This is a genomic window from bacterium (assembly GCA_017744355.1).
Lineage (GTDB): Bacteria > Cyanobacteriota > Sericytochromatia > S15B-MN24 > UBA4093 > JAGIBK01.
On the sequence record JAGIBK010000001.1, the window covers coordinates 850770 to 868729 of the forward strand.

13 protein-coding genes are annotated in these 17960 nt (G+C 68.0%); 7 read left to right on the forward strand and 6 right to left on the reverse strand.

Features of this window, described 5'->3' with window-relative positions; genetic code table 11:
* The first annotated feature begins 22 nt into the window (after positions 1–22).
* Together J7643_04095 and J7643_04100 are read left to right on the forward strand one after the other, a co-directional pair.
* Positions 23–184 (forward strand): hypothetical protein, encoded by a 162-nt coding sequence (locus J7643_04095; protein MBO9539757.1) that lies wholly within the window; start codon positions 23–25, stop codon positions 182–184.
* Between the two features lie 13 nt (positions 185–197).
* Positions 198–1676 carry an aldehyde dehydrogenase family protein gene (locus J7643_04100; protein ID MBO9539758.1) on the forward strand — a complete coding sequence of 493 codons (1479 nt, stop codon included), beginning with the start codon at positions 198–200 and terminating at the stop codon, positions 1674–1676.
* Here J7643_04100 and J7643_04105 read toward each other — a convergent pair.
* From J7643_04105 to J7643_04115, 3 genes are all read right to left on the reverse strand, one after another.
* Positions 1651–2829, reverse strand: a complete 1179-nt coding sequence (locus J7643_04105) for an MFS transporter (protein MBO9539759.1) — start codon at positions 2827–2829, stop codon at positions 1651–1653. The two genes, J7643_04100 and J7643_04105, sit on opposite strands and share 26 nt — an antisense overlap.
* A gap of 38 nt (positions 2830–2867) precedes the next feature.
* Positions 2868–4982 carry a response regulator gene (locus J7643_04110; GenBank protein ID MBO9539760.1) on the reverse strand — a complete coding sequence of 705 codons (2115 nt, stop codon included), beginning with the start codon at positions 4980–4982 and terminating at the stop codon, positions 2868–2870.
* A 146-nt stretch (positions 4983–5128) separates the two neighbouring features.
* Positions 5129–5737, reverse strand: coding sequence for a TetR/AcrR family transcriptional regulator (locus J7643_04115; GenBank protein ID MBO9539761.1), 609 nt, complete (start codon positions 5735–5737; stop codon positions 5129–5131).
* 114 nt (positions 5738–5851) lie between these two features.
* Here J7643_04115 and J7643_04120 point away from each other — a divergent pair, with 114 nt between their 5' ends.
* The gene (locus J7643_04120) at positions 5852–6349 is read left to right on the forward strand and encodes a hypothetical protein (protein ID MBO9539762.1); all 498 of its coding nucleotides are present in this window, start codon (positions 5852–5854) and stop codon (positions 6347–6349) included.
* Positions 6350–6417: 68 nt separating this feature from the next.
* On the forward strand, positions 6418–11706 hold the full coding sequence (locus tag J7643_04125) for an AAA family ATPase (protein ID MBO9539763.1): 5289 nt from the start codon (positions 6418–6420) through the stop codon (positions 11704–11706).
* 72 nt (positions 11707–11778) lie between these two features.
* Here the strand turns inward: J7643_04125 and J7643_04130 are convergent, their stop codons facing one another.
* Genes J7643_04130 through J7643_04140 form a run of 3 tightly spaced genes read right to left on the reverse strand, consistent with a single transcriptional unit; the run spans position 11779 to position 13500 of the window.
* Positions 11779–12477: a DsbA family oxidoreductase gene (locus tag J7643_04130; GenBank protein ID MBO9539764.1), complete on the reverse strand. Its 699-nt coding sequence runs from the start codon at positions 12475–12477 to the stop codon at positions 11779–11781.
* A gap of 36 nt (positions 12478–12513) precedes the next feature.
* Positions 12514–12936 carry a DoxX family protein gene (locus J7643_04135; protein ID MBO9539765.1) on the reverse strand — a complete coding sequence of 141 codons (423 nt, stop codon included), beginning with the start codon at positions 12934–12936 and terminating at the stop codon, positions 12514–12516.
* A 15-nt stretch (positions 12937–12951) separates the two neighbouring features.
* Positions 12952–13500 carry a polyisoprenoid-binding protein gene (locus J7643_04140; protein ID MBO9539766.1) on the reverse strand — a complete coding sequence of 183 codons (549 nt, stop codon included), beginning with the start codon at positions 13498–13500 and terminating at the stop codon, positions 12952–12954.
* A gap of 123 nt (positions 13501–13623) precedes the next feature.
* Here J7643_04140 and J7643_04145 point away from each other — a divergent pair, with 123 nt between their 5' ends.
* From J7643_04145 to J7643_04155, 3 genes are all read left to right on the forward strand, one after another.
* The gene (locus J7643_04145) at positions 13624–14226 is read left to right on the forward strand and encodes a TetR/AcrR family transcriptional regulator (GenBank protein MBO9539767.1); all 603 of its coding nucleotides are present in this window, start codon (positions 13624–13626) and stop codon (positions 14224–14226) included.
* A gap of 67 nt (positions 14227–14293) precedes the next feature.
* Positions 14294–16135 (forward strand): ABC transporter ATP-binding protein, encoded by a 1842-nt coding sequence (locus tag J7643_04150; GenBank protein ID MBO9539768.1) that lies wholly within the window; start codon positions 14294–14296, stop codon positions 16133–16135.
* Complete coding sequence (locus tag J7643_04155; GenBank protein MBO9539769.1) at positions 16132–17952, forward strand: ABC transporter ATP-binding protein; 1821 nt, start codon at positions 16132–16134, stop codon at positions 17950–17952. Before J7643_04150 ends, J7643_04155 begins: the two co-directional genes overlap by 4 nt.
* The last annotated feature ends 8 nt before the right edge of the window (positions 17953–17960 follow it).

The window sequence follows — 17960 nt, forward strand, 5'->3', positions numbered from 1 at the left end:
GCGTCGTGTAAGGAGGTTACACATGGCTGATCGAAAGAAACCTCACCCCTTCGGAGGCGAGGGACGCTACGAGGCCAACCCCGAGTCCAACAAGGTGGGGCTCACCCCCGAGGAGGTCTTCGAGAGCGAGGTGCCCCAAGAGAGACCGCAGCAGAAGCCTGAACCCGAACGGCCCAAGGACTGAAAAAGGGGGCGACATGGCTTTCCGCGTGGCCTGGGGAGCTTCTGAGCCCCAGACGTTCGGGTACTTTTCCGTAGCCGGATGGCAGCCTTCCACCTCAAATCAGACGCTTGCGATCCATTCTCCGATCGATGGGGCGCTCGTCGGTCGGATCCAGGCGTGCACGGCGGCCGAAGCCATGGCCGTCACCGAAGAAGCGGCCGCTGCCTGGCCCGCTTGGGCCGCGCGCCCCGTCCACGAGCGGACGAGCATCCTGCTCGAAACCGCCCGCTTACTTTCGCTCCATCGGAAGGCCCTCGCCGATCAGCTCGTCCGCGAGATCGCCAAGACCCCTCAGGACGCCATGTCGGAGGTCGATCGCACCGCGGAGTTCATCGCGTACGCCGCCGAGGAGGGGCGCCGGTACCTGGGAAGCCTGGTGCCGGGCGACGCCTTCCCGGGTTACGGGCGTGACAAGCTCTGCCTCGCGACGCGGGAGCCCTACGGCGTGGTCCTTGCGATCTCGCCCTTCAATTACCCCCTGAACCTCTCGGCGAGCAAGATTGCCCCTGCACTCGTCATGGGCAACGCAGTCATCTTCAAGCCCGCCACCCAAGGGGCGATCGCCGCGCTCATGATGGTCGAGCTGTTTCGAGAGGCGGGGGTGCCGCCTGGAGTCCTCACGGCCGTGACGGGGGCTTCCTCCGAAATCGGGGATGCCCTCGCCACCGCGCCTCAGGTCGCGGCGATCTCGTTCACGGGCAGCACGGCGGTGGGCGAGCACCTGGCCGGCATCGCCCGGTTCCGCGAGCTCCAGCTGGAGATGGGCGGCAAGGACGCCGCCCTCGTGCTGAACGATGCCCCGCTCGAATGCGCCGTCGATCAGATCGCAAAGGGAGCGTTCGCCTACTCGGCCCAGCGCTGCACGGCCATCAAACGCGTGATGCTCCTGCCGGGCATCGCCTCGCGCTTTCTCGAAGCGTTCGTCGCGACGGTCGAGGGCCTGAAAGTCGGCGACCCTCGCGTGCCCGGGATGAGCATCGTGCCCCTGATCGACGATCGCGCCGCTGATCGGGTCTGGCGCTTGATTCAAGAAGCGATCGCCCAGGGGGCCCGGCCGCTGACCGGCAACCGCCGAGAAGGGCGCCTCATCTATCCGACCGTCCTGGACCAGGTGACCAGCAAGATGCGGGTCGCCTGGGAGGAACCCTTCGGGCCGGTGCTTCCGATCTTGCGGTGCCGCGATCGCGACGAGGCGATCGCGCTGGCGAACCGCTCGCGCTACGGCCTCCAGTCGGCGGTCTTCACCGACGATCTGGAGCAGGCCCTCTACGTGGGGCGCCGGCTCGAAGTGGGCACCGTGAACATCAACCGCTACGACTCGCGCGGCCCCGACCACTTTCCCTTCGCTGGGGTCAAGGACTCGGGACACGGCACCCAGGGCATCCGCTACAGCCTAGAGGCCATGAGCCGCCTCAAGGCCGTCGTGCTCAACCTGCCGACAGGGACCTGGTAAGTACCGGGCGGCCCGAGAGGTTCCCGGCCAAGGCCCAAACGAGTGCGCTCGACACCGCCACGACCCCCATCGCGGCGCTCAGCGAGGTGAGCTGGGCCACGGCCCCGATGATGGGCGGCCCCATGAGGATCCCGGCGTAGCCCAAGGACGAGACCGCCGCGATGGCGCGAGACGGGGGCATGCTGGGCTCACGGGCCGCGTCGCTGAAGAAGTTCGGCACCACATTGGCCATCCCGAGGCCCACGAGGCCAAACCCCGCCACGGCCGCCAGCGGATGGCGCACCCCCAGCGCCAGGGCCACCCCCGCCACGCCGAGAAAGCCGCCCAGACGCACGAGGCCGCGCTTACCCAGCTGCTGGTTCAGCGAATCTCCCGCAAAGCGGCTCAGGGTCATGGCGAACGAGTAGGCAGCAAACCCCATGGCTGCAAGTCCCGGGGCCGCCCCGCGCACGTCGCGCAGGTAGATGCCCGCCCAGTCGGCCATGGCCCCCTCGATGAGCGAGCAACTGAAAGTGCCGATCCCAAGCAAGAGCAAGAAGCGCGTGGGGCGCACGAAGAGGGGTGCGCGCCCTCCCGCGGCCTTCGACGGCGCATCCGAGAGATAGCGAAAGGAAGCCCCGACCCCCAGGAAGCCGAGCAGCGCGGCGGCCACGAGCAGGTGCGCAAGGGGCGAGCCGCCCATCCCGATCACCAGCCCACCGGCAGAAGCGCCCACGAGCAGCCCCAACCCGTAGAGGGCGTGGAAGGAAGAGTTGATCAAACGCCCGTAAGCCCGCTCCACCTCGATCGCCTCGGCGTTCATCGCCACCCCCAGGGTCCCGTTGTTGAACCCCATCACGACGAGGACACATGCGAGCAAGATAGGGTGGGGCGCGAGGACCGTCAGGGGCACCGCGCAGCAGTAGAGGAAGGTCGCGCCGCGGTTGACGCGCGCATGGCCCCAGCGCGCGCAGAGCCCGCCCGAGACGAGCATGGCGATGACCGCACCGAGGGCCGGCGAGAGCAGCACCAGCCCGAGCAAGCCGGGGCTGAGGTCGAGGGCCCGCTGCATGGCCGGGATGTGGGGGACCCAGCTTGCCAGGACGGCCCCGCTGACGAAGAATGAGGTCGAGACGGCAAGACGGGCCGTACGCAGAGACGGGGGGCGGTGCATGGGGCCTTTCCGGGCGCGCGATCGCGCGAGATGAGTGGCTAGCGGGGCTTGAGCGGAGCAGGCGGGCGATTGAGGGCACGCTGAACCCGCTGCAGCAAGGTGCCGACGTTGAACGGCTTGGTCACGTAGTCGAAGGCGCCGAGCTCGAGGGCGGCGTGCACGGCGTCATCGGTCGAGTAGGCCGACATCACGAGGACCCGCGACTCGGCGAGCACGCCGTCTTGCGCGAGCTGCCGTAGGACCGAGAGGCCGTCCTGACCCGGCAGGTTCAGATCGAGCAGGATCAAGCTCGCCGAGACGGTCGGCTTGGGGCCGCCCAGGGCCTTGAGGGCCGCTTCGCCGTCCGCGAAGGCCTGGCTCTGGTAGCCCTGCGTCTCCAGGACCTTCTGCAACAAGGCCGAGAGGCTCTCGTCATCCTCGACGACGGCCACGTCGAGGACCTGCGGGATTTGCTTGGCGCTTGACCAGCCGGCGACCTGGACCTGGCGGCGATCGCCTACGATGGCCTGATTCAAGGCCTGCTCTGCCGCACTGCAGAGCGCCTGCACGCTCGCGCCGTTTTCGGGAAAGAGCGCCATGGCGATGTGCGGGCGCGGGGTGACAGGGCCCTCGGCAGGCCCAATCGCCAGCTTCTCCAGCTGCTCCAAGAGGCGGGTGAGCTTCTTGAGGGCGTTCTTACGCGACATGCCGTACATGCCAATCACGAACCGGGTCCCAGCCCAACGAGCCACCACATCTTCGGCCCGCACCCCGCGGGCGACGAGCTCACCCACCCGAGCCAAGAGGGCATCGCTCGGCCGAGGGTCGCCCTCTGCGTGCGGGGCGACACGGGCGCCGAAGTCGAGCATCGCGACCATCAACGGCTGAGCGTGCCGTTTCGCGAGGTGGAAGTAGCGCTGAAGGGTCTCCAGGGCGCTCTTGCGGTTGGCAAGGCCGCTCGCGGGGTCGCGATCCGGCAGGCGCGCAAGCCGCCGCTTGATGTCGAGGTGATGGACGACCGCCGGCACCAGGTCGGTCTCGACCCGCGCGCGCTCGATGTAGCCGTCCGCGCCTGCCAACGAGAGGGCGCGCCGCGCGCCGGCATCGGCTCGATCGACCAGCATCAGGATCGGCAGCGCACGAAAGCGCGGCATGCTCCGAAGGACCTGGCACAGGGCAATCCCGCTCGTCCCGTCCGGCCCCTCGGCTTCGAGGATCACCAGCTCGGGCACCCGGCTTTCGAGGGCCGCCCAAAACGTCTCGGCCTCCCCGAAGCGCTGGATGGCACAGCCCGCCTCCGCAAAATCCGCCGTGAGCGTCGAAGAAAGCGCCTCGGGGCCTCCGAGCATCACCACGGTCGCCGACGTCTTCACCGGCTCGGTCAAAACTTCCTGGACGGCTTCGAGCAGCGGGGTCAAGGGCAGATGCTTCTCGAAGAGGCCCTGTGCCCCGAGACGCGCGGCTTCGAGCCTCGCCGCAAGGCTCGTGTCGTCGCCAAGCAGCAGCACCGGCGCCTTCGCTTCGCTCAACAACGAGATGAGGGGGGCCCGATCCTCCTCGGCCAGCCAGGCAGCATCGAGGAGGACCATCGCCGGGGCATCCGTCGCAAGGCGCCTTTGCGCGGCCTGCAGGTTCGGGCTCATCACGAGCCTCACCCCGAGATCGGCCAGGGCCGCCCCCAAAGCATCATGGAAAGGATCCGGGAGGCGCTCGATCAAGAGGACCGAACGCATGGGCGGACGCTGCGCCTGCTCAGTGGGCTTCGCCTCGGCGGTGGCGTGGGCGTCCTGCCCCCTGGGCGGAAGCAAGGAAAGGCCGAGCGTCAGCGCGACCTGGTGGGCCAGGGCCTCCCGGTCCAGAGGGTGAAAGAGCAATTGCTTGACCCCGAGCTGGCCGAGGAGCTTGCCCGAAAGGGTCGTTCCGAGGCCCTGCTCCAGGCAATAGAGGACAGGCAGAGCTTCGAGCATCAGCTCGGTGCGGACCTGGGCCAAGAGGCCCTCGGGCGAATGATCGATGCCGTGGTGATCGATGATGAGCATCGCGTAGCCGCCGCGCGCGAGGATGCGCAGCGCCTCGTCCCCGCTGTTGGTGGTCGTGAGGAGCACATCGTCCAGGCGCGTTTTGAGCCAGGTCGTCAGGTTTTCCGGCAACCCAACCGTCAAGATCCGGAACATCGCGTACGGCTTTCCTTCGTCCAAGCGCGTGGCGCCCTCACCCTCGACGGGATGCGCCCTGGTCACTCTCTCTTACTGAAAGCATAAGGCATGGCCGTTATACCACCAAGCCCCCTTCTCCAACCCGCGCCGGGTGCGCGTGCGCGCTAGCGCGGCAAGCGCTCGAGCCCTTCGAAGAGACGATCGAGATTGTCCAGGACGACCTTGGGCAGGTCCGCCTCGGGCACCTGGCCCCAGACCACCATGGTCCCCGAGTAGAGGGCCATCACCAGGCGGAACGTCTCCACGGGATCCAGCTCGGCACGCAGCTCTCCGGCTGCGAGCCCCTCCTGGATGAGGCGCACCAGGAGCTTCGAGAAGTCCACCTCCGCCGGGTGAGGCTCGATCGCACGGCCGTAGCGCTGGTGGGCCAAGGCGATCGAGACGTTGATGTCCCGGGCCTCGGCGACGAAGCGCGAGACCAGGGTGCCGAAAAGTCGCTTCAAGCGCTCCCGGGTGGTCCGGGAATCCGCGAGCAGGGCCTCCTGCTCATCGATCAGGCGCGCCAGATGGCGGACGCTGATATGGGCGAGGATCGCATCCTTGGTCGGGAAGTAGTTGAAGAACGTCCCCTTCGAGACGCCGGCGGCCTGCGCGATCTCCTCGATGGTGGTCGCCTCGTAGCCCTGCGCCCCGAAGAGGGCCATGGCCGCCTCGAAGATCGCTTCTTGGGTCAGTTGCTTGTTCAGGGTTCGACGAGAGATGGGCGCGCGCACGGGGAGTTTCCTCTGACTGATTTTTGCTTGACAGGGCTTCAGTGTAGCCCCTATATTTGCCTCAGTCAAAAATTTGTACTTAGTTCAATTTTTGAACTTGATTGAGGAGGCACCATGCAGCGCGAGTGGACCCTGGTCGAACGGACGCAAACTGGAGGCAGGCTGGTGCTCGGCGAGCGGCCCGACGAGCTGCCGGCGGATACGGTCGTCTCGATCACGCTGGGGGCGGGCTTCGGCCTGTGGCAGTTCATCCTCAACGGGATCGCCAGCCACTTCGTCATGAAGCAGTGCCTGAAGATGCCGGGGCTCGTCTACGGCGAGCTCGCCAGCGACCTGAAAACGGGCTTCAGCCTGACGCTGACCGTCTGGAAGGGCCAAGCGATGCGCGAGTTCCGGGACAACAAGGCGCACGGCTGGAGCAAGCGAATGCTGTGGTGGGTCTTCTACGGCGGTAAGGCCGAGGCCTGGTTCTTGACCTACCAGGATCGCCGGCTTCCCGACGTCGCCGAGGCCAAGCGGCTCGCCGAAACCTACGGTCGGCATTACAAGCAAGGGGGACTGGTGCGACCCCAGCGCAAGCCGGAGCGATCGGCGGATCCGACGAATACTTGATGCCTCACCTTTGCTAAGCCTTGCTTGTGATGGGTATGAACTCCTTGGCACAGCGACTGCGAGGGTTCATGGTTCCGTCGATTCCAGGCTACCGGCTACAGCAGGAAATCCAGCGCTCGGATTATTCGCTCGTCTTTCGCGGCGCGCGCGAAGTCGACCATCGTCCGGTCCTCATCAAGGTGCCCCAGCACCCGACGCCTCAGGACCTCGCGCGCCTGGAGCGCGAGTACCGCCTCCTGAGCACGCTCGAGGGGCCCGAGCTCGTGCCGGCCCTGGAGCTGGTCCCCTGGCAAGGCAACCTGGCGCTGGTCCTCGCGGACACGGGCCTCAAGCCGCTCGCGTCGTTGCTGGCTCCCGGCGAGCGGCTGTCGCTCGATCACTTCTTCGCCTTTGCGATCGCCTGCGCCCATTCCCTCGCGCGGCTCCACCGCCATGTCGCTCACCTGGCCCTAGCGCCCCAGAGCATCCTCTGGTCGCAGCAGCACCAGCAGGTCCGCTTCGCCGACCTGGACCTGGCCGTGCGAACGCCCGGCGACCGCGAAGGCGAGCCGCCGGCGCAACCAAGCCTCGGGGCTCTCCCCTTCATCGCTCCCGAGCAGTCTGGCCGCACGCGGCACCGTCCGGACAGCCGGAGCGATCTCTACTCGCTGGGCGTCACGTTCTACTGGCTCCTGACCGGCTCGCTGCCCTTCACGGCCTCGGACCCGATGGAGTGGATGTACTGCCACCTGACACGGCTGCCCCTTTCACCGAACACGGCGAACCCGTCCCTGCCGACGGCGCTCTGCGACGTGGTCATGAAGCTGCTCGCCAAGAACCCGGATGAGCGCTACCAGAGTGCCCTCGGGCTGATGCGCGATCTGGCCCTGTGTCGCGACCAGTGGCAAACGACCGGGGGCATCACCTCCTTCCTCCTGGCCGACGGTGACGGGCCGGGGCCGCTCCGCCGTGCGGAGCGGCTGTATGGCCGCCAGGCCGAAGAAGCCGCGCTTGATGCCTGCTTCCGGGCGGCATCCGCCGGCTCTCCTCAGCTGGTGCTGCTCGAAGGACCGGCTGGCGGCGGGAAGACCGCCCTGGCCCGCGCACTCGAAGCGACCGTACGTGAGCACCACGGCTACTTTCTGGAAGGCAAGTTCGACCAGTACCGACACGACGTGCCGTACGCCGCCGTCTCCCAGGCCCTCTCGCATCTGGTGCAGCAGTTGCTCAGCGAGCCCGAGGCCGCCCTCGACCACTGGAAGACGAGACTGATCGAGACGCTCGGCGAAAACGGACGCCTTGCGCTCGAACTGGCCCCCGAACTCGGGCACCTCATCGGCGAGCAGCCGCCGCTCACCCCCCTCAACCCCACCGAGGAACAGAACCGTTTCCTTGCGACCGTCACCGCGCTCTTCGGGATCTTCGCCCGGCCCGAGCATCCAGTCGTTCTCTTCCTCGACGATCTGCATTGGGGCGACTTGCCGACCTTCACGCTGATGAGCCGCCTGCTCGAAACGCAGCAAGGCAAGGCCCTGCTCCTCGTCGGGGCCTGGCGCGAGGAGGAGCGCGACGAAGTCCACCCGGGCTGGCGCGCCCTCGAAGCGTTGCAAGCTGCTTACCCGGCCACCCGCCTCGCCCTCGCGCCGCTCGACGAAGAGACCCTCGCCCAGCTCGTCGCCGACAGTCTCGGAGCCCCCCTCGATCAGACCCGCGCGCTGGGTGCGCTGCTCCACCGCAGGACCGAGGGCAATCCTTTCTTCGCCACCGAGCTGCTGCGCAGCCTCTTCGAGGACGGGCTCATCGGCTTCGACCAGGTGACCACCAGCTGGGGCTGGGACCAGGAGGCCATGGACCACGCGGCGCTCCGCGAGGACGTCATCGGCTTCATGCTCGCGCGCCTGAAACGGCTCCCGGCTGCGACCCAGGCCCTCTTGAGCAAGGCCGCATGTCTCGGTAGCACGTTCGATCTCGGCCTCCTGTGCGCGGCCACGAACCAGGCGCCTGGCGCCCTCGTCGAGGTTCTGCTGCCCGCGGTGAGCGCGGGGCTCGTCGTGGCCCGCGACGAGAGCGAGGAGCCGACGTCCGGCGATGTCACGGCGCGGCTGCTCGGCGTGCGCGCCTGCAGGTTTCTCCACGACAGGGTACGTCAGGCCGCCTATGCCCTCGTCCCGGAAGAGGAGCGGCTCGCGATCCACCTCGAGCTCGGGCGCCTCATGCGCGCGCGCACCGAAGGCCCGGGGCCGCACCCCTCGGTGGCGGATGTCCTTCAGCAGCTCAACGCCAGCCGTTCCCTGATGACCGCGCGTGAAGAGCGCCTCGATCTTGCCGAGCTCAACCTGCTCGCGGCGCGCAACGCCAAGGAGGCCGCCGCCTATCAGCCGGCGTTCAACTTCGCGCAGGTGGCCCAGGAGGTGTTGCCGCCAGAGGCGGACGAGGACGGTCGGCTCGCCGTTGCGATCCTCGAACTCCGCGCGAGCTGCGGCTATCTCTGCGGCGCCTTCGAGGACGCCGAGCGCTGCTGCGCCGAGTTGCTCGAACGCAGCCGGACGCCCTTCGAGCAAGCCAGGGTCCGGGCCATGACCGCGGGCCTCTACTCGTACAGCAACCGCATGGACGCCGCGATCCAGGAGGGAATCAAGGCGCTCGCCCTCTTGGGCATCAAGCTTACCGCCCGACCCGGCATGGGCACCGTCCTCATGGAGCTGGCCCGCACCAAGGCCGCCCTGAAAGGTCGGCAGCCAGAGAGCCTGGAGGACGCCCCCGAGGTGCGCGATCCCGGCGTGAGGCTCGCCATGAAGATCCTGGGGGACTTCCTCGCGCCCGCTTACTTGACGGGCAACGACACCCTCTTCGCGACGACAGTCCTCAAGCAGCTCCGGCTCGCCCTACGCCACGGGCACAGCGTCGAGGCGATCACGGCCTACTCGGGCTATGCCGCCCTGCTCGCGGGGCTCGGCGACCTCAGAGGGGCCGACGCGTTCGGGCGCCTTGCCGTGCGGCTGACCGATCGCCTGGGCGCGCTCTCCGTCAAGAGCCGGGTCCACGTGCTCTTCGGCCTGTTCAGCCATAGCTGGCTTCAACCATGGAGCGAACTCGATACCTGGTTCCAGAGCTCGGTAGAAACCGGCCAGCGTTCGGGAGACTTCCTGTTCATGGCCTTCGCCTGCGGCTACGTGCACCACTGGAGCCCCCAGATCGACCTCGCCACGGCGCTGAGCGAGCGCTTGCGCTACCTGCAACTCGCCAAGCAGACCCACTACCAGACCGCGATCGACGCAACCACCTGTGCCGCTCAGTTCTGGCGCAGCCTGCGCGGGGAAACGCGAGCGCCCCTCTCGCTGAGCGACGAGACCTTCGACGAAGAGACGTGCCTGGCGCGGATGACGACGGCGGGCTACACCTCGGGCCTCGCCCTCTATCATCTGTACAAGCTCCAACTCGCCGCCATCCACGAGGACGTCGAGGCGGGCTGGCAAGCGCTCTTGCAGACCGAAGGCGTCATCAAGGCCCTCGCGGGCTCCCCTTTCATGGTCGAGTACTGCATCCACGGCTTCCAGGCAGCCGCGGCGATCGCCGGGCGCCGGGACGCGCGAGGCCCCGCCGCCTGGCGACGGCTGCGGCGCTTCCAGCGCCAGATGGAAGGGTGGGCCCGCCAGTGCCCCGCAAACTTCCTCTCGCACGTCCGCTTGATGGAGGCCGAGCAGGCACGCCTCTCGGGGGCCCCCGCCCGCGCGTCGCACCTGTACGAGGCCGCCGTTCGGGCGGCAGCCGAGAGCGGCTTTCAGCGCTACGAGGCGCTGGCGAACGAAGCCGCCGCGCGCTTCCACTTCGCCCAGGGCCTGGAAACCGCCGGCTATGCTTACTTGAGACAAGCCCGCGACGCCTACCGGCGCTGGGGCGCGCTGGCCAAGCTCGAGCCCCTCACTCGGCGACTTCCCGCCGAGCTGGGAACGGACCACCACACGGCCACGGTCGCTGACGCGGAGGCACCCCCCCTCGACCTGAGCCTTGGACTGGTCCCTCAACTGGTCGCACGTGGCGTGCTCGACCTCTCGACCATCTGGAAAGCCACCCAGGCCATCTCGGGAGAGGTCATCCTCGCGCGCCTGCTCGAAAAGCTGCTTGCCATCGTCAAGGAGAACGCCGGGGCACAGACGGCGACCCTCTTGCTGAGAGCGACGGATCCCGGCACGCCTCGCTTCCTGGTCCAGGCCGAGAGCCGCGAGGACGGCACCCTCACGCTGCTCGAGGGGGAGCCGCTGGAAGGGCATCCCAGGGTACCCGCGAGCCTCATCCGGTACGTGGCCCGCAGCCGGACGAGCGTCGTCCTGGGAGACGCCGGGCGCCTCGGCGCCTTCACCCGGGACCCGGTCATCCAGGCACGCCGCCCCCGCTCGGTGCTGGCGCTCCCCATCGTGAACCAGCAAGAGCTGCTGGGGGTGCTGTATCTAGAGAACAACCTGCTGATGGACGCCTTCTCGCGCGATCGCGTGGCGACCATGCAGATCCTCGCGGGCCAGGCGGCGATCTCCTTGCAGAACGCCCTCTCGGCTGAGCGGACCGCCTACCTGGAGGCCGAGCGAAGCGTCCGGGACATCTACGAGCGCGAGCTCGAAGCGCGGGTCGCCGAGCGGACCGCCAGCCTCCAGGACGCCTACGAGCAGCTCCAGGCCCTCGACCGGATGAAGACCAACTTCCTCGGGCTCGTCTCCCATGAGCTGCGCACGCCCCTGACCTCGATCCAGGGCTACACGGAGCTGCTCGAAGACGGGGTCGCCGGCGAAATCACCGCCCCGCAACACGAGTACGTCAACCAGATCAAGGTCGGCGCGGCCGGCCTCTCGCGCCTGGTCGACGATCTGCTCGACTTCGCCCGCATGGAGGCCGGCTCGTTCAAGCTCGCTCCCGAGCGCTTCGACCTGGTCCAGAAAATCACCGCGACGCTCGAAAGCCTTGCGCCCATGCTCCGAGAGAAGGGGCTGCGCGTGGAGACCGAGCTGCCGTCAGAGGCCGCCCCGATCTCGGGCGATCCGGGGCGCATCGCGCAGGTCTTGCTCAACCTGCTCGGCAACGCCATCAAGTTCACTCCCGCCGAGGGGCGGATCGTCGTGACCCTGCGGCGCGAAGAGGCCGAGATGTTGCTCGAGGTCCGGGACAGCGGCATCGGGATCGCCGCGGATCACCTCCCGAAGCTCTTCCAGAGCTTCTACCAGGCCGACTCCTCCACGACCCGGCAGCATGGCGGGGCCGGGCTCGGCCTCTCCATCGCAAAGTCGATCGTCGACGCCCACGGGGGACGGATCGGCGTGCACAGCACCCCGGGCAAGGGCAGCACCTTCTGGTTCAGCTTGCCGCTCTCGGCGCGCACGTCGCGCTGACCTGGCGCCGGATACGCGAAACGGGGGGCGATCGCCCCCCGCTTCAACGTTCTTGTGAAACGCTCAGCGCCCTCAGAGGGCGCAGGCGTCGTCTTCGCAAGCAGGTGCTGCGGTCTCGGGGACCGTCGCGCCCATTTCGCCTTCGACCTGCTCGAGGATCCGCAGGAAGGTCTCCGCCTCTTGTGCGCCGGAAACACCCCACTTGCCCTCGAAGACGAAGGTCGGAACGCCCGTGATGCCCAGGGCATGGCCCTCTTCGAGCTCCTCTCGGACCTCGGAGGCACCCGCATCGGATGCCAAGAAAGCGCGCGTGCGCTCGGCATCGAGCCCGACGCCGGTGGCGAGGGCCAAGAGCGCCGCGGGATCCGCGACGTTGCCGCCGTCCGTGAACTGGGCCTTGAAGAGCGCATCGACCATGCGCGCCTTCAAGGAGCTGCCGCCTTCTTGCTCGGCGAACCAGACCAGGCGGTGAGCCGCAAAGGTGCTCGCGACCAGGGCCGCGTCCGCGTTGAAGGCGATGCCCTCACCCGCGGCGACCTCGACCACCCGGTCGAGCATCGCCTTGTAGCCGGGGCCGAACCTGTCGCGCAGGTAGTCGGCCTGGGGACGCGCCTCGCTCGGATCCGCCGAAAGATCGGGGTTGAGCTGGAACGCCCGGTAGGTGATCTCGACCGCGTCGCGCTGGGGGAAGGCCGCGAGGGCCTTCTCGAAGCGCTTCTTGCCGATGTAGCACCAGGGGCAAGCCACGTCGGAGTAGATTTCAACTTTCATACGTACCTCGATGACGGAAGGTCGTGCCGGTTCACGCTAGTTGCGGGGCGAAACCGGCGCCTTGACGAAGCGGCCCCAGGCCACGAGGATCGCGAGCGCTCCCAGGAGCACGTTCATGCCGATCGAACCGTACTCGCCGCGCATGCCGTGGAAGCCGGCCGCCAGCACCATGATGAGGGCGAGCCCGGCCCCCGCGAGCGGGGTGAGGAACGGCAGGATACGGGTCGCAGCAGGTAGGATGAGGCCCAAGGCAGCGGCCAGCTCCGCGATGCCGATGAAGCGCACGAGCGCCGGGAGCTCGGCGACCCAGGGCATGTTGGCCGCGAGCTGCGTGATGGGAGCGGTCGCCTTCATGGTGCCCGCCATGCCGAACATGGCGGCGAGCAGGACCTGGAGGACCCACAGGCCGATGGTCCAGGCCTTCGAGGGGCTTGCGGAGGTGGCAACGTTGACGGACATGATTCGGCTCCTTTTCTACTGCGCAGCCGCAGCGACGGGCGCGTCCTGCAGGACGGCTTCGACTTCGAGCTCCAGCTTCACCTTCTCGCCGACGGCCACGCCGCCCATCTCGAGCACGGCGTTGTAGTTGACGCCGAAGTCCTTGCGGTTGAGGGTGGCTTTGGCGCTGAAGCCGGTGACGGTCTGGCCCCAGGGGTTCTTGTTGAAGCCCGCATGCTCGACCTCGAGGGCGATCTCCTTGGTGACGCCACGGATGGTGATGTCGCCGTAGACCACGTACTCGTCGTCGTCCTTGCGCTCGATGCGGGTGCTCTTGAAGGTGATCGTGGGGTGGTTGGGCGCGTCGAAGAAGTCGTTGTTGCGCAGGTGGTTGTCGCGGTCCGCGATCCCGGTGTCGATGCTGGCGACCTCGATCTGGCCCTCGACCGTCGAGCGGGTGAAGTCCTGCTCGTCGAGGTGGATGGAGCCGCTGTAGGCCTTGAACTGGCCGCGCACGGTCGAGACCATCATGTGCTTGACCGAGAAGCCGATATGGGTGTGCAGGGGATCGATGACCCAGGGCATAAAAGAAACGTCCTTTCGTTTCGAAGGGGATGGCAATGAGACAAATGAGGCGACCGATGGTATGATACCGATCGGTAACAGGCAAGGATGTTACCGATCGGTAACTAAGAAGTCAAGCGCGCCATGAGAAAAAACCTCCCGAGCCCACCCGAGGGCGCCATCGACATGCAACTGCCGCCGCGCCAGCGCCTGTTGGCAGCGGCCCGCGCGCTCTTCGCCCAGCACGGCATCCGCGCGGTGGGGGTCGAGAGCATCGCCGAGGCGGCGGGCTCCAACAAGATGACGCTGTATCGCCACTTCGAGTCGAAGGACGTGCTGGTGGCGGAGTACCTGCGCGCACTCGCGCACGAGGCCGATGGCTTCTGGGCGCAGCTCGTCGCAGCTCATCCGGCCGACCCCAGAGCCCAGCTGAGTGCCTGGCTCGACGCCATGATGCAGGGCCTCAACAGCGGGCGCGGCTGTGCGCTGGCGAACGCCGCCGTCGAGTTGCCCGAAAAGGACCACCCTGCGCGCCCCATCATCGAAGCCCACAAGATCGGCACCCACCACCAGCTCGTAGAGCTCTGCCGCGCCGCCGGCGTCCCCCAGCCGGAGCTGCTCGCCGACGAGCTGTTCTTGCTGCTCGAAGGCGCGCGCGTCAGCTCCCAGAGCGTGGGGCCCAACGGCCCTGGCGCCCAGTTCCGGCAGATGGCCGAACGCCTGATCCAGGCCCACACCACTCATTAGCCAACCCTTGCGCGCCCGGCGCGCGGTGGGGTACACATACCAAGCCCCTTTTCTACGGAGCCTGCCAATGCCTGCGCCTACCCCTGCTGCTGCCCGTCCGACCCCGCCGAAGCGCCCCCCGGGCGTCTCGGCCGATGCCCTCAAGGCCCTGAAGCGCCCTTTGGGCTACCTGGGCAAGCACTGGCGCGAGGCCACCGGGGCCGCCATCTCGCTGCTGATCGTCCTGGGCGCGAGCCTCGCGACCCCCCAGCTGATCCGCGCGGCCATCGATGACGGGCTCATCCCGCACCGGCCGCAGGCGATCGCCTTCGCCGTGGGAAGCATGGTCGCGCTCGCCGTCCTGCGCGCCGCCTTCGGCTTCTTGCAGGAATACCTGACCGAGCGCGCCTCGCAAGGGGTCGCCTACCAGCTGCGCGAGGACCTGTTCGAGAAGATCCAGCGCCTGAGCTTCAGCTACTACGACCGGACAGAGGCCGGACAGCTGCTCACGCGTCTCACCAGCGACGTCGAGCAGATCCGCGGCTTCACGGGAGCAGGCATCCTGCAGCTCGCAAACGCCGGCCTGATGCTCGTCGCAAGCGTCGTGCTGCTCTTTTCCCTCAACTGGAAGCTGACGCTCGTGACCCTGTTGACGCTCTCGCCCATGTTCTGGCTGATGGCGAACTTCGTCCGGCGGATCGGCCCGCTCTTCGGGCGGATCCAGCACCAGCTCGGCACCCTCAACACCCAGCTCCAGGAGAGCCTCGGGGGGCTTCGGATCGTGCGGGCCTACGGCCGCGAGGCGGACACCCTTTCGCGCTACCGCACCACCAACGAAGGCCTCCTGGACCTGAGCCTCGCCTCCATCCGAGCGGTGGCCAACAACTTCCCGTTCATCATGATGCTGGCCAACCTCGCCACCCTTGCGATCATCGGCTTCGGCGGCTATCAGACCATCCAGGGCAGCCTCACGGTCGGGCAACTGCTCGCCTTCAACAACTACCTGGCCTTTCTCATGCACCCCATCATGACGCTCGGCTTCTCGATGGTCATGATCGCCCGTGCGGGAGCCTCGGCCGTCCGGGTGGCCGAGATCTTCGACGCCCCGCTCGAGGTCGCGGACGCCCCCGAGGCGCGCGAGCTCCTGCCGCTGCGCGGAGAGGTCGTCTTCGAGAACGTCGCTTTCCGCTACCCCGGCGCCGAGCGCGGCAGCCTCGAAGGCCTCAGCTTCAAGGTGCAGCCGGGTGAGACGGTGGCCATCGTCGGCACGACGGGCTCGGGCAAGAGCACGCTCGTGCACCTCCTGCCGCGGTTCTACGACGTAACCGCAGGGCGGGTACTCATCGACGGCGAGGACCTGCGCGAGGTGAAGCTCGCCTCGCTGCGCAGCCAGCTCGGCGTGGTCATGCAAGCGCCGCTGCTCTTCAGCGGGACGATCGCCCAGAACATCGCCTACGGCAAGCCGGACGCGACTCAGGAGGCCATCGAGGCAGCCGCCCGCGCCGCCCAGGCCGACGCCTTCATCCGCGAGCTGCCCGACGGCTACCAGACCGTCATCGGCGAGCGGGGGACGGGCCTCTCCGGCGGGCAGCGGCAGCGCCTGGCGATCGCCCGCGCGCTCCTGGTCGATCCGCGGCTCGTCATCCTGGACGACAGCACCTCGGCGGTGGACGCCGAGACCGAAGCGGCCATCCGCGAGTCCCTGGATCGCCTGATGCGCGACGCGCGTCGGACCTGCTTCGTCATCGCCCAGCGCTTCAGCACCGTCCGTGACGCGGACCGGATCCTGGTGCTGGACGGCGGGAAGCTGGTGGCGGAGGGCACGCACGAGGCGCTCCTTGCGGAGTGCACCCTTTACGCGGAGATCCTGGGCGCACAGTTCCTGGACGAGACACCCCAGACCCAACAGGCAGCAGGAGGCCGGGCATGATTCGCGGTATCGCAGGACTCGTCGAACACCCCGAGGAGCGCGCTCAGCACAGCGGCAAGATCATGCGCCGGCTCGTCCTAGAGCTGCGCCCGCACACGCGATCGCTCGTCTTCACCCTCGCCCTAGTCGTGGCGGCGGCCCTCTCTCAGGCGCTCGTTCCCTGGCTGATCGGTAAGGCCATCGACGGACCGATCATGCATCGCGACGCCAAGGGCCTGCTCTGGCTGATGCTCGTCACCCTCGCCGTGAGCGTGGCGGGCGGGCTTGCGGGCCGCGCCCAGATGCTGCGGATCGGAAGCACCGGCCAGCGCATCCTCGCGAACCTGCGTGAGCGCCTCTTCGAGAAGCTGCAGGGGCTGCCCGTCGCCTTCTTCGACAAGCAAGCCAAGGGCGACCTCATGAGCCGGGTGAGCAACGACGTCGACACCCTGAACCAATTGATCTCGCAGGGGCTCACCCAGGTACTCGGCGCCCTCTTGAGCCTGGTCGGGGTGCTCGTCGCCATGCTGGCGCTGAACCTGCACCTTGCGCTCGCGTGCATGGCCGTCATCCCCGTCATGCTCCTGACCACCTACCTGCTCGCTCGGCGGGCGCGAAAAGCCTACCGCACGACCCGCGAGACCACCGGCGCGGTCATGGCGGATCTGCAAGAGGAGATCGAGGGCGTCCGCGAGTCGCAGGCCTTCAACCGCACCGAGGCGAACATCGCCCGGTTCCGGGCGCGCAACGCCAAGAACCGCGACGCCAACATCTCGGCGACGGCAGTCAGCTCGGCCTTCTCGCCTGTGATCGAGCTGCTCGCCGCGCTCACCACCGCCGTGGTCATCGGCTACGGCTCGTACCTGGCGCTGCACGGCACCATCTCCGTCGGTCTGGTCGCAGCCTTCCTGCTCTACACCCAGCAGTTCTTCCGGCCCATCCAGCTCGCGACCCAGGTCGCAGCCCAGGCCCAGTCCGCGCTCGCTGGGGCCGAGCGGATCTACGCCATCCTCGACGCGGCCCCCGAGACGCCGGATGCCCCTAACGCCACGGCGCTTCACGAGGTCCAGGGCCGGATCGCCTTCGAGGACGTCTCCTTCGGCTACGAAGCAGGGCGCCCGGTGCTCTCCAACGTCACCTTCACCCTCGAGCCCGGGCAGACGGTCGCGTTGGTCGGCCCCACCGGCGCGGGCAAGACCACGATCGCGGGGCTCATCCCGCGCTTCTACGACGTGAGCATGGGCCGGGTCACCCTCGATGGGGAAGATCTGCGCACGCTTGCGCGCGCCGACCTGCGCCGGCAGATCGCCGTCGTGCCGCAGGAGGCCTTCCTGTTCAGCGGGACGGTCGCCGAGAACCTCGCCTTCGGCCGGCCCGAGGCCGATCTCGCGGAGATCGAGCGGGTTTCGCGCGAAGTGGGCGCTCACGACTTCATCATGGGCCTGAGTGAGGGGTACCAGACGCGGCTCGGCCATGCCGGCACCCAGCTGAGCCAGGGCCAGCGCCAGTTGCTCTCCATCGCCCGGGCGGTGCTCTCGGAGCGGCCGATCCTGCTCTTGGACGAGGCGACGAGCCACGTGGACACCAAGACCGAGGCGACCATCCAGGCAGCTCTCGATCGCCTGCTCGCAGGTCGGACCAGCCTCGTCATCGCCCACCGCCTGAGCACCATCCGCCACGCGGACCAGATCCTGGTCATCGCGGGGGGCACCATCGCCGAGCGCGGCACCCACGCCGAGCTCATGGCCCTCGGCGGCCGCTATGCGGAGTTGTACCGCACCCAGTTCGGCGATCGCCCGAGCGAGGCGGCCGACGTGTCCTCGTCCGCCATGGCCTGAGGCCAAAA

What these genes read in the sequence shown, in the direction of transcription:
- J7643_04145 (MBO9539767.1), top strand. Translation starts at nt 13,624, where the DNA reads ATGAGAAAAAACCTCCCGAGCCCACCCGAGGGCGCCATCGACATGCAA.
- J7643_04095 (MBO9539757.1), top strand. Translation starts at nt 23, where the DNA reads ATGGCTGATCGAAAGAAACCTCACCCCTTCGGAGGCGAGGGACGCTAC.
- J7643_04130 (MBO9539764.1), bottom strand. Translation starts at nt 12,477, where the DNA reads ATGAAAGTTGAAATCTACTCCGACGTGGCTTGCCCCTGGTGCTACATC.
- J7643_04155 (MBO9539769.1), top strand. Translation starts at nt 16,132, where the DNA reads ATGATTCGCGGTATCGCAGGACTCGTCGAACACCCCGAGGAGCGCGCT.
- J7643_04100 (MBO9539758.1), top strand. Translation starts at nt 198, where the DNA reads ATGGCTTTCCGCGTGGCCTGGGGAGCTTCTGAGCCCCAGACGTTCGGG.
- J7643_04140 (MBO9539766.1), bottom strand. Translation starts at nt 13,500, where the DNA reads ATGCCCTGGGTCATCGATCCCCTGCACACCCATATCGGCTTCTCGGTC.
- J7643_04110 (MBO9539760.1), bottom strand. Translation starts at nt 4,982, where the DNA reads ATGTTCCGGATCTTGACGGTTGGGTTGCCGGAAAACCTGACGACCTGG.
- J7643_04135 (MBO9539765.1), bottom strand. Translation starts at nt 12,936, where the DNA reads ATGTCCGTCAACGTTGCCACCTCCGCAAGCCCCTCGAAGGCCTGGACC.
- J7643_04150 (MBO9539768.1), top strand. Translation starts at nt 14,294, where the DNA reads ATGCCTGCGCCTACCCCTGCTGCTGCCCGTCCGACCCCGCCGAAGCGC.
- J7643_04105 (MBO9539759.1), bottom strand. Translation starts at nt 2,829, where the DNA reads ATGCACCGCCCCCCGTCTCTGCGTACGGCCCGTCTTGCCGTCTCGACC.
- J7643_04125 (MBO9539763.1), top strand. Translation starts at nt 6,418, where the DNA reads ATGGTTCCGTCGATTCCAGGCTACCGGCTACAGCAGGAAATCCAGCGC.
- J7643_04120 (MBO9539762.1), top strand. Translation starts at nt 5,852, where the DNA reads ATGCAGCGCGAGTGGACCCTGGTCGAACGGACGCAAACTGGAGGCAGG.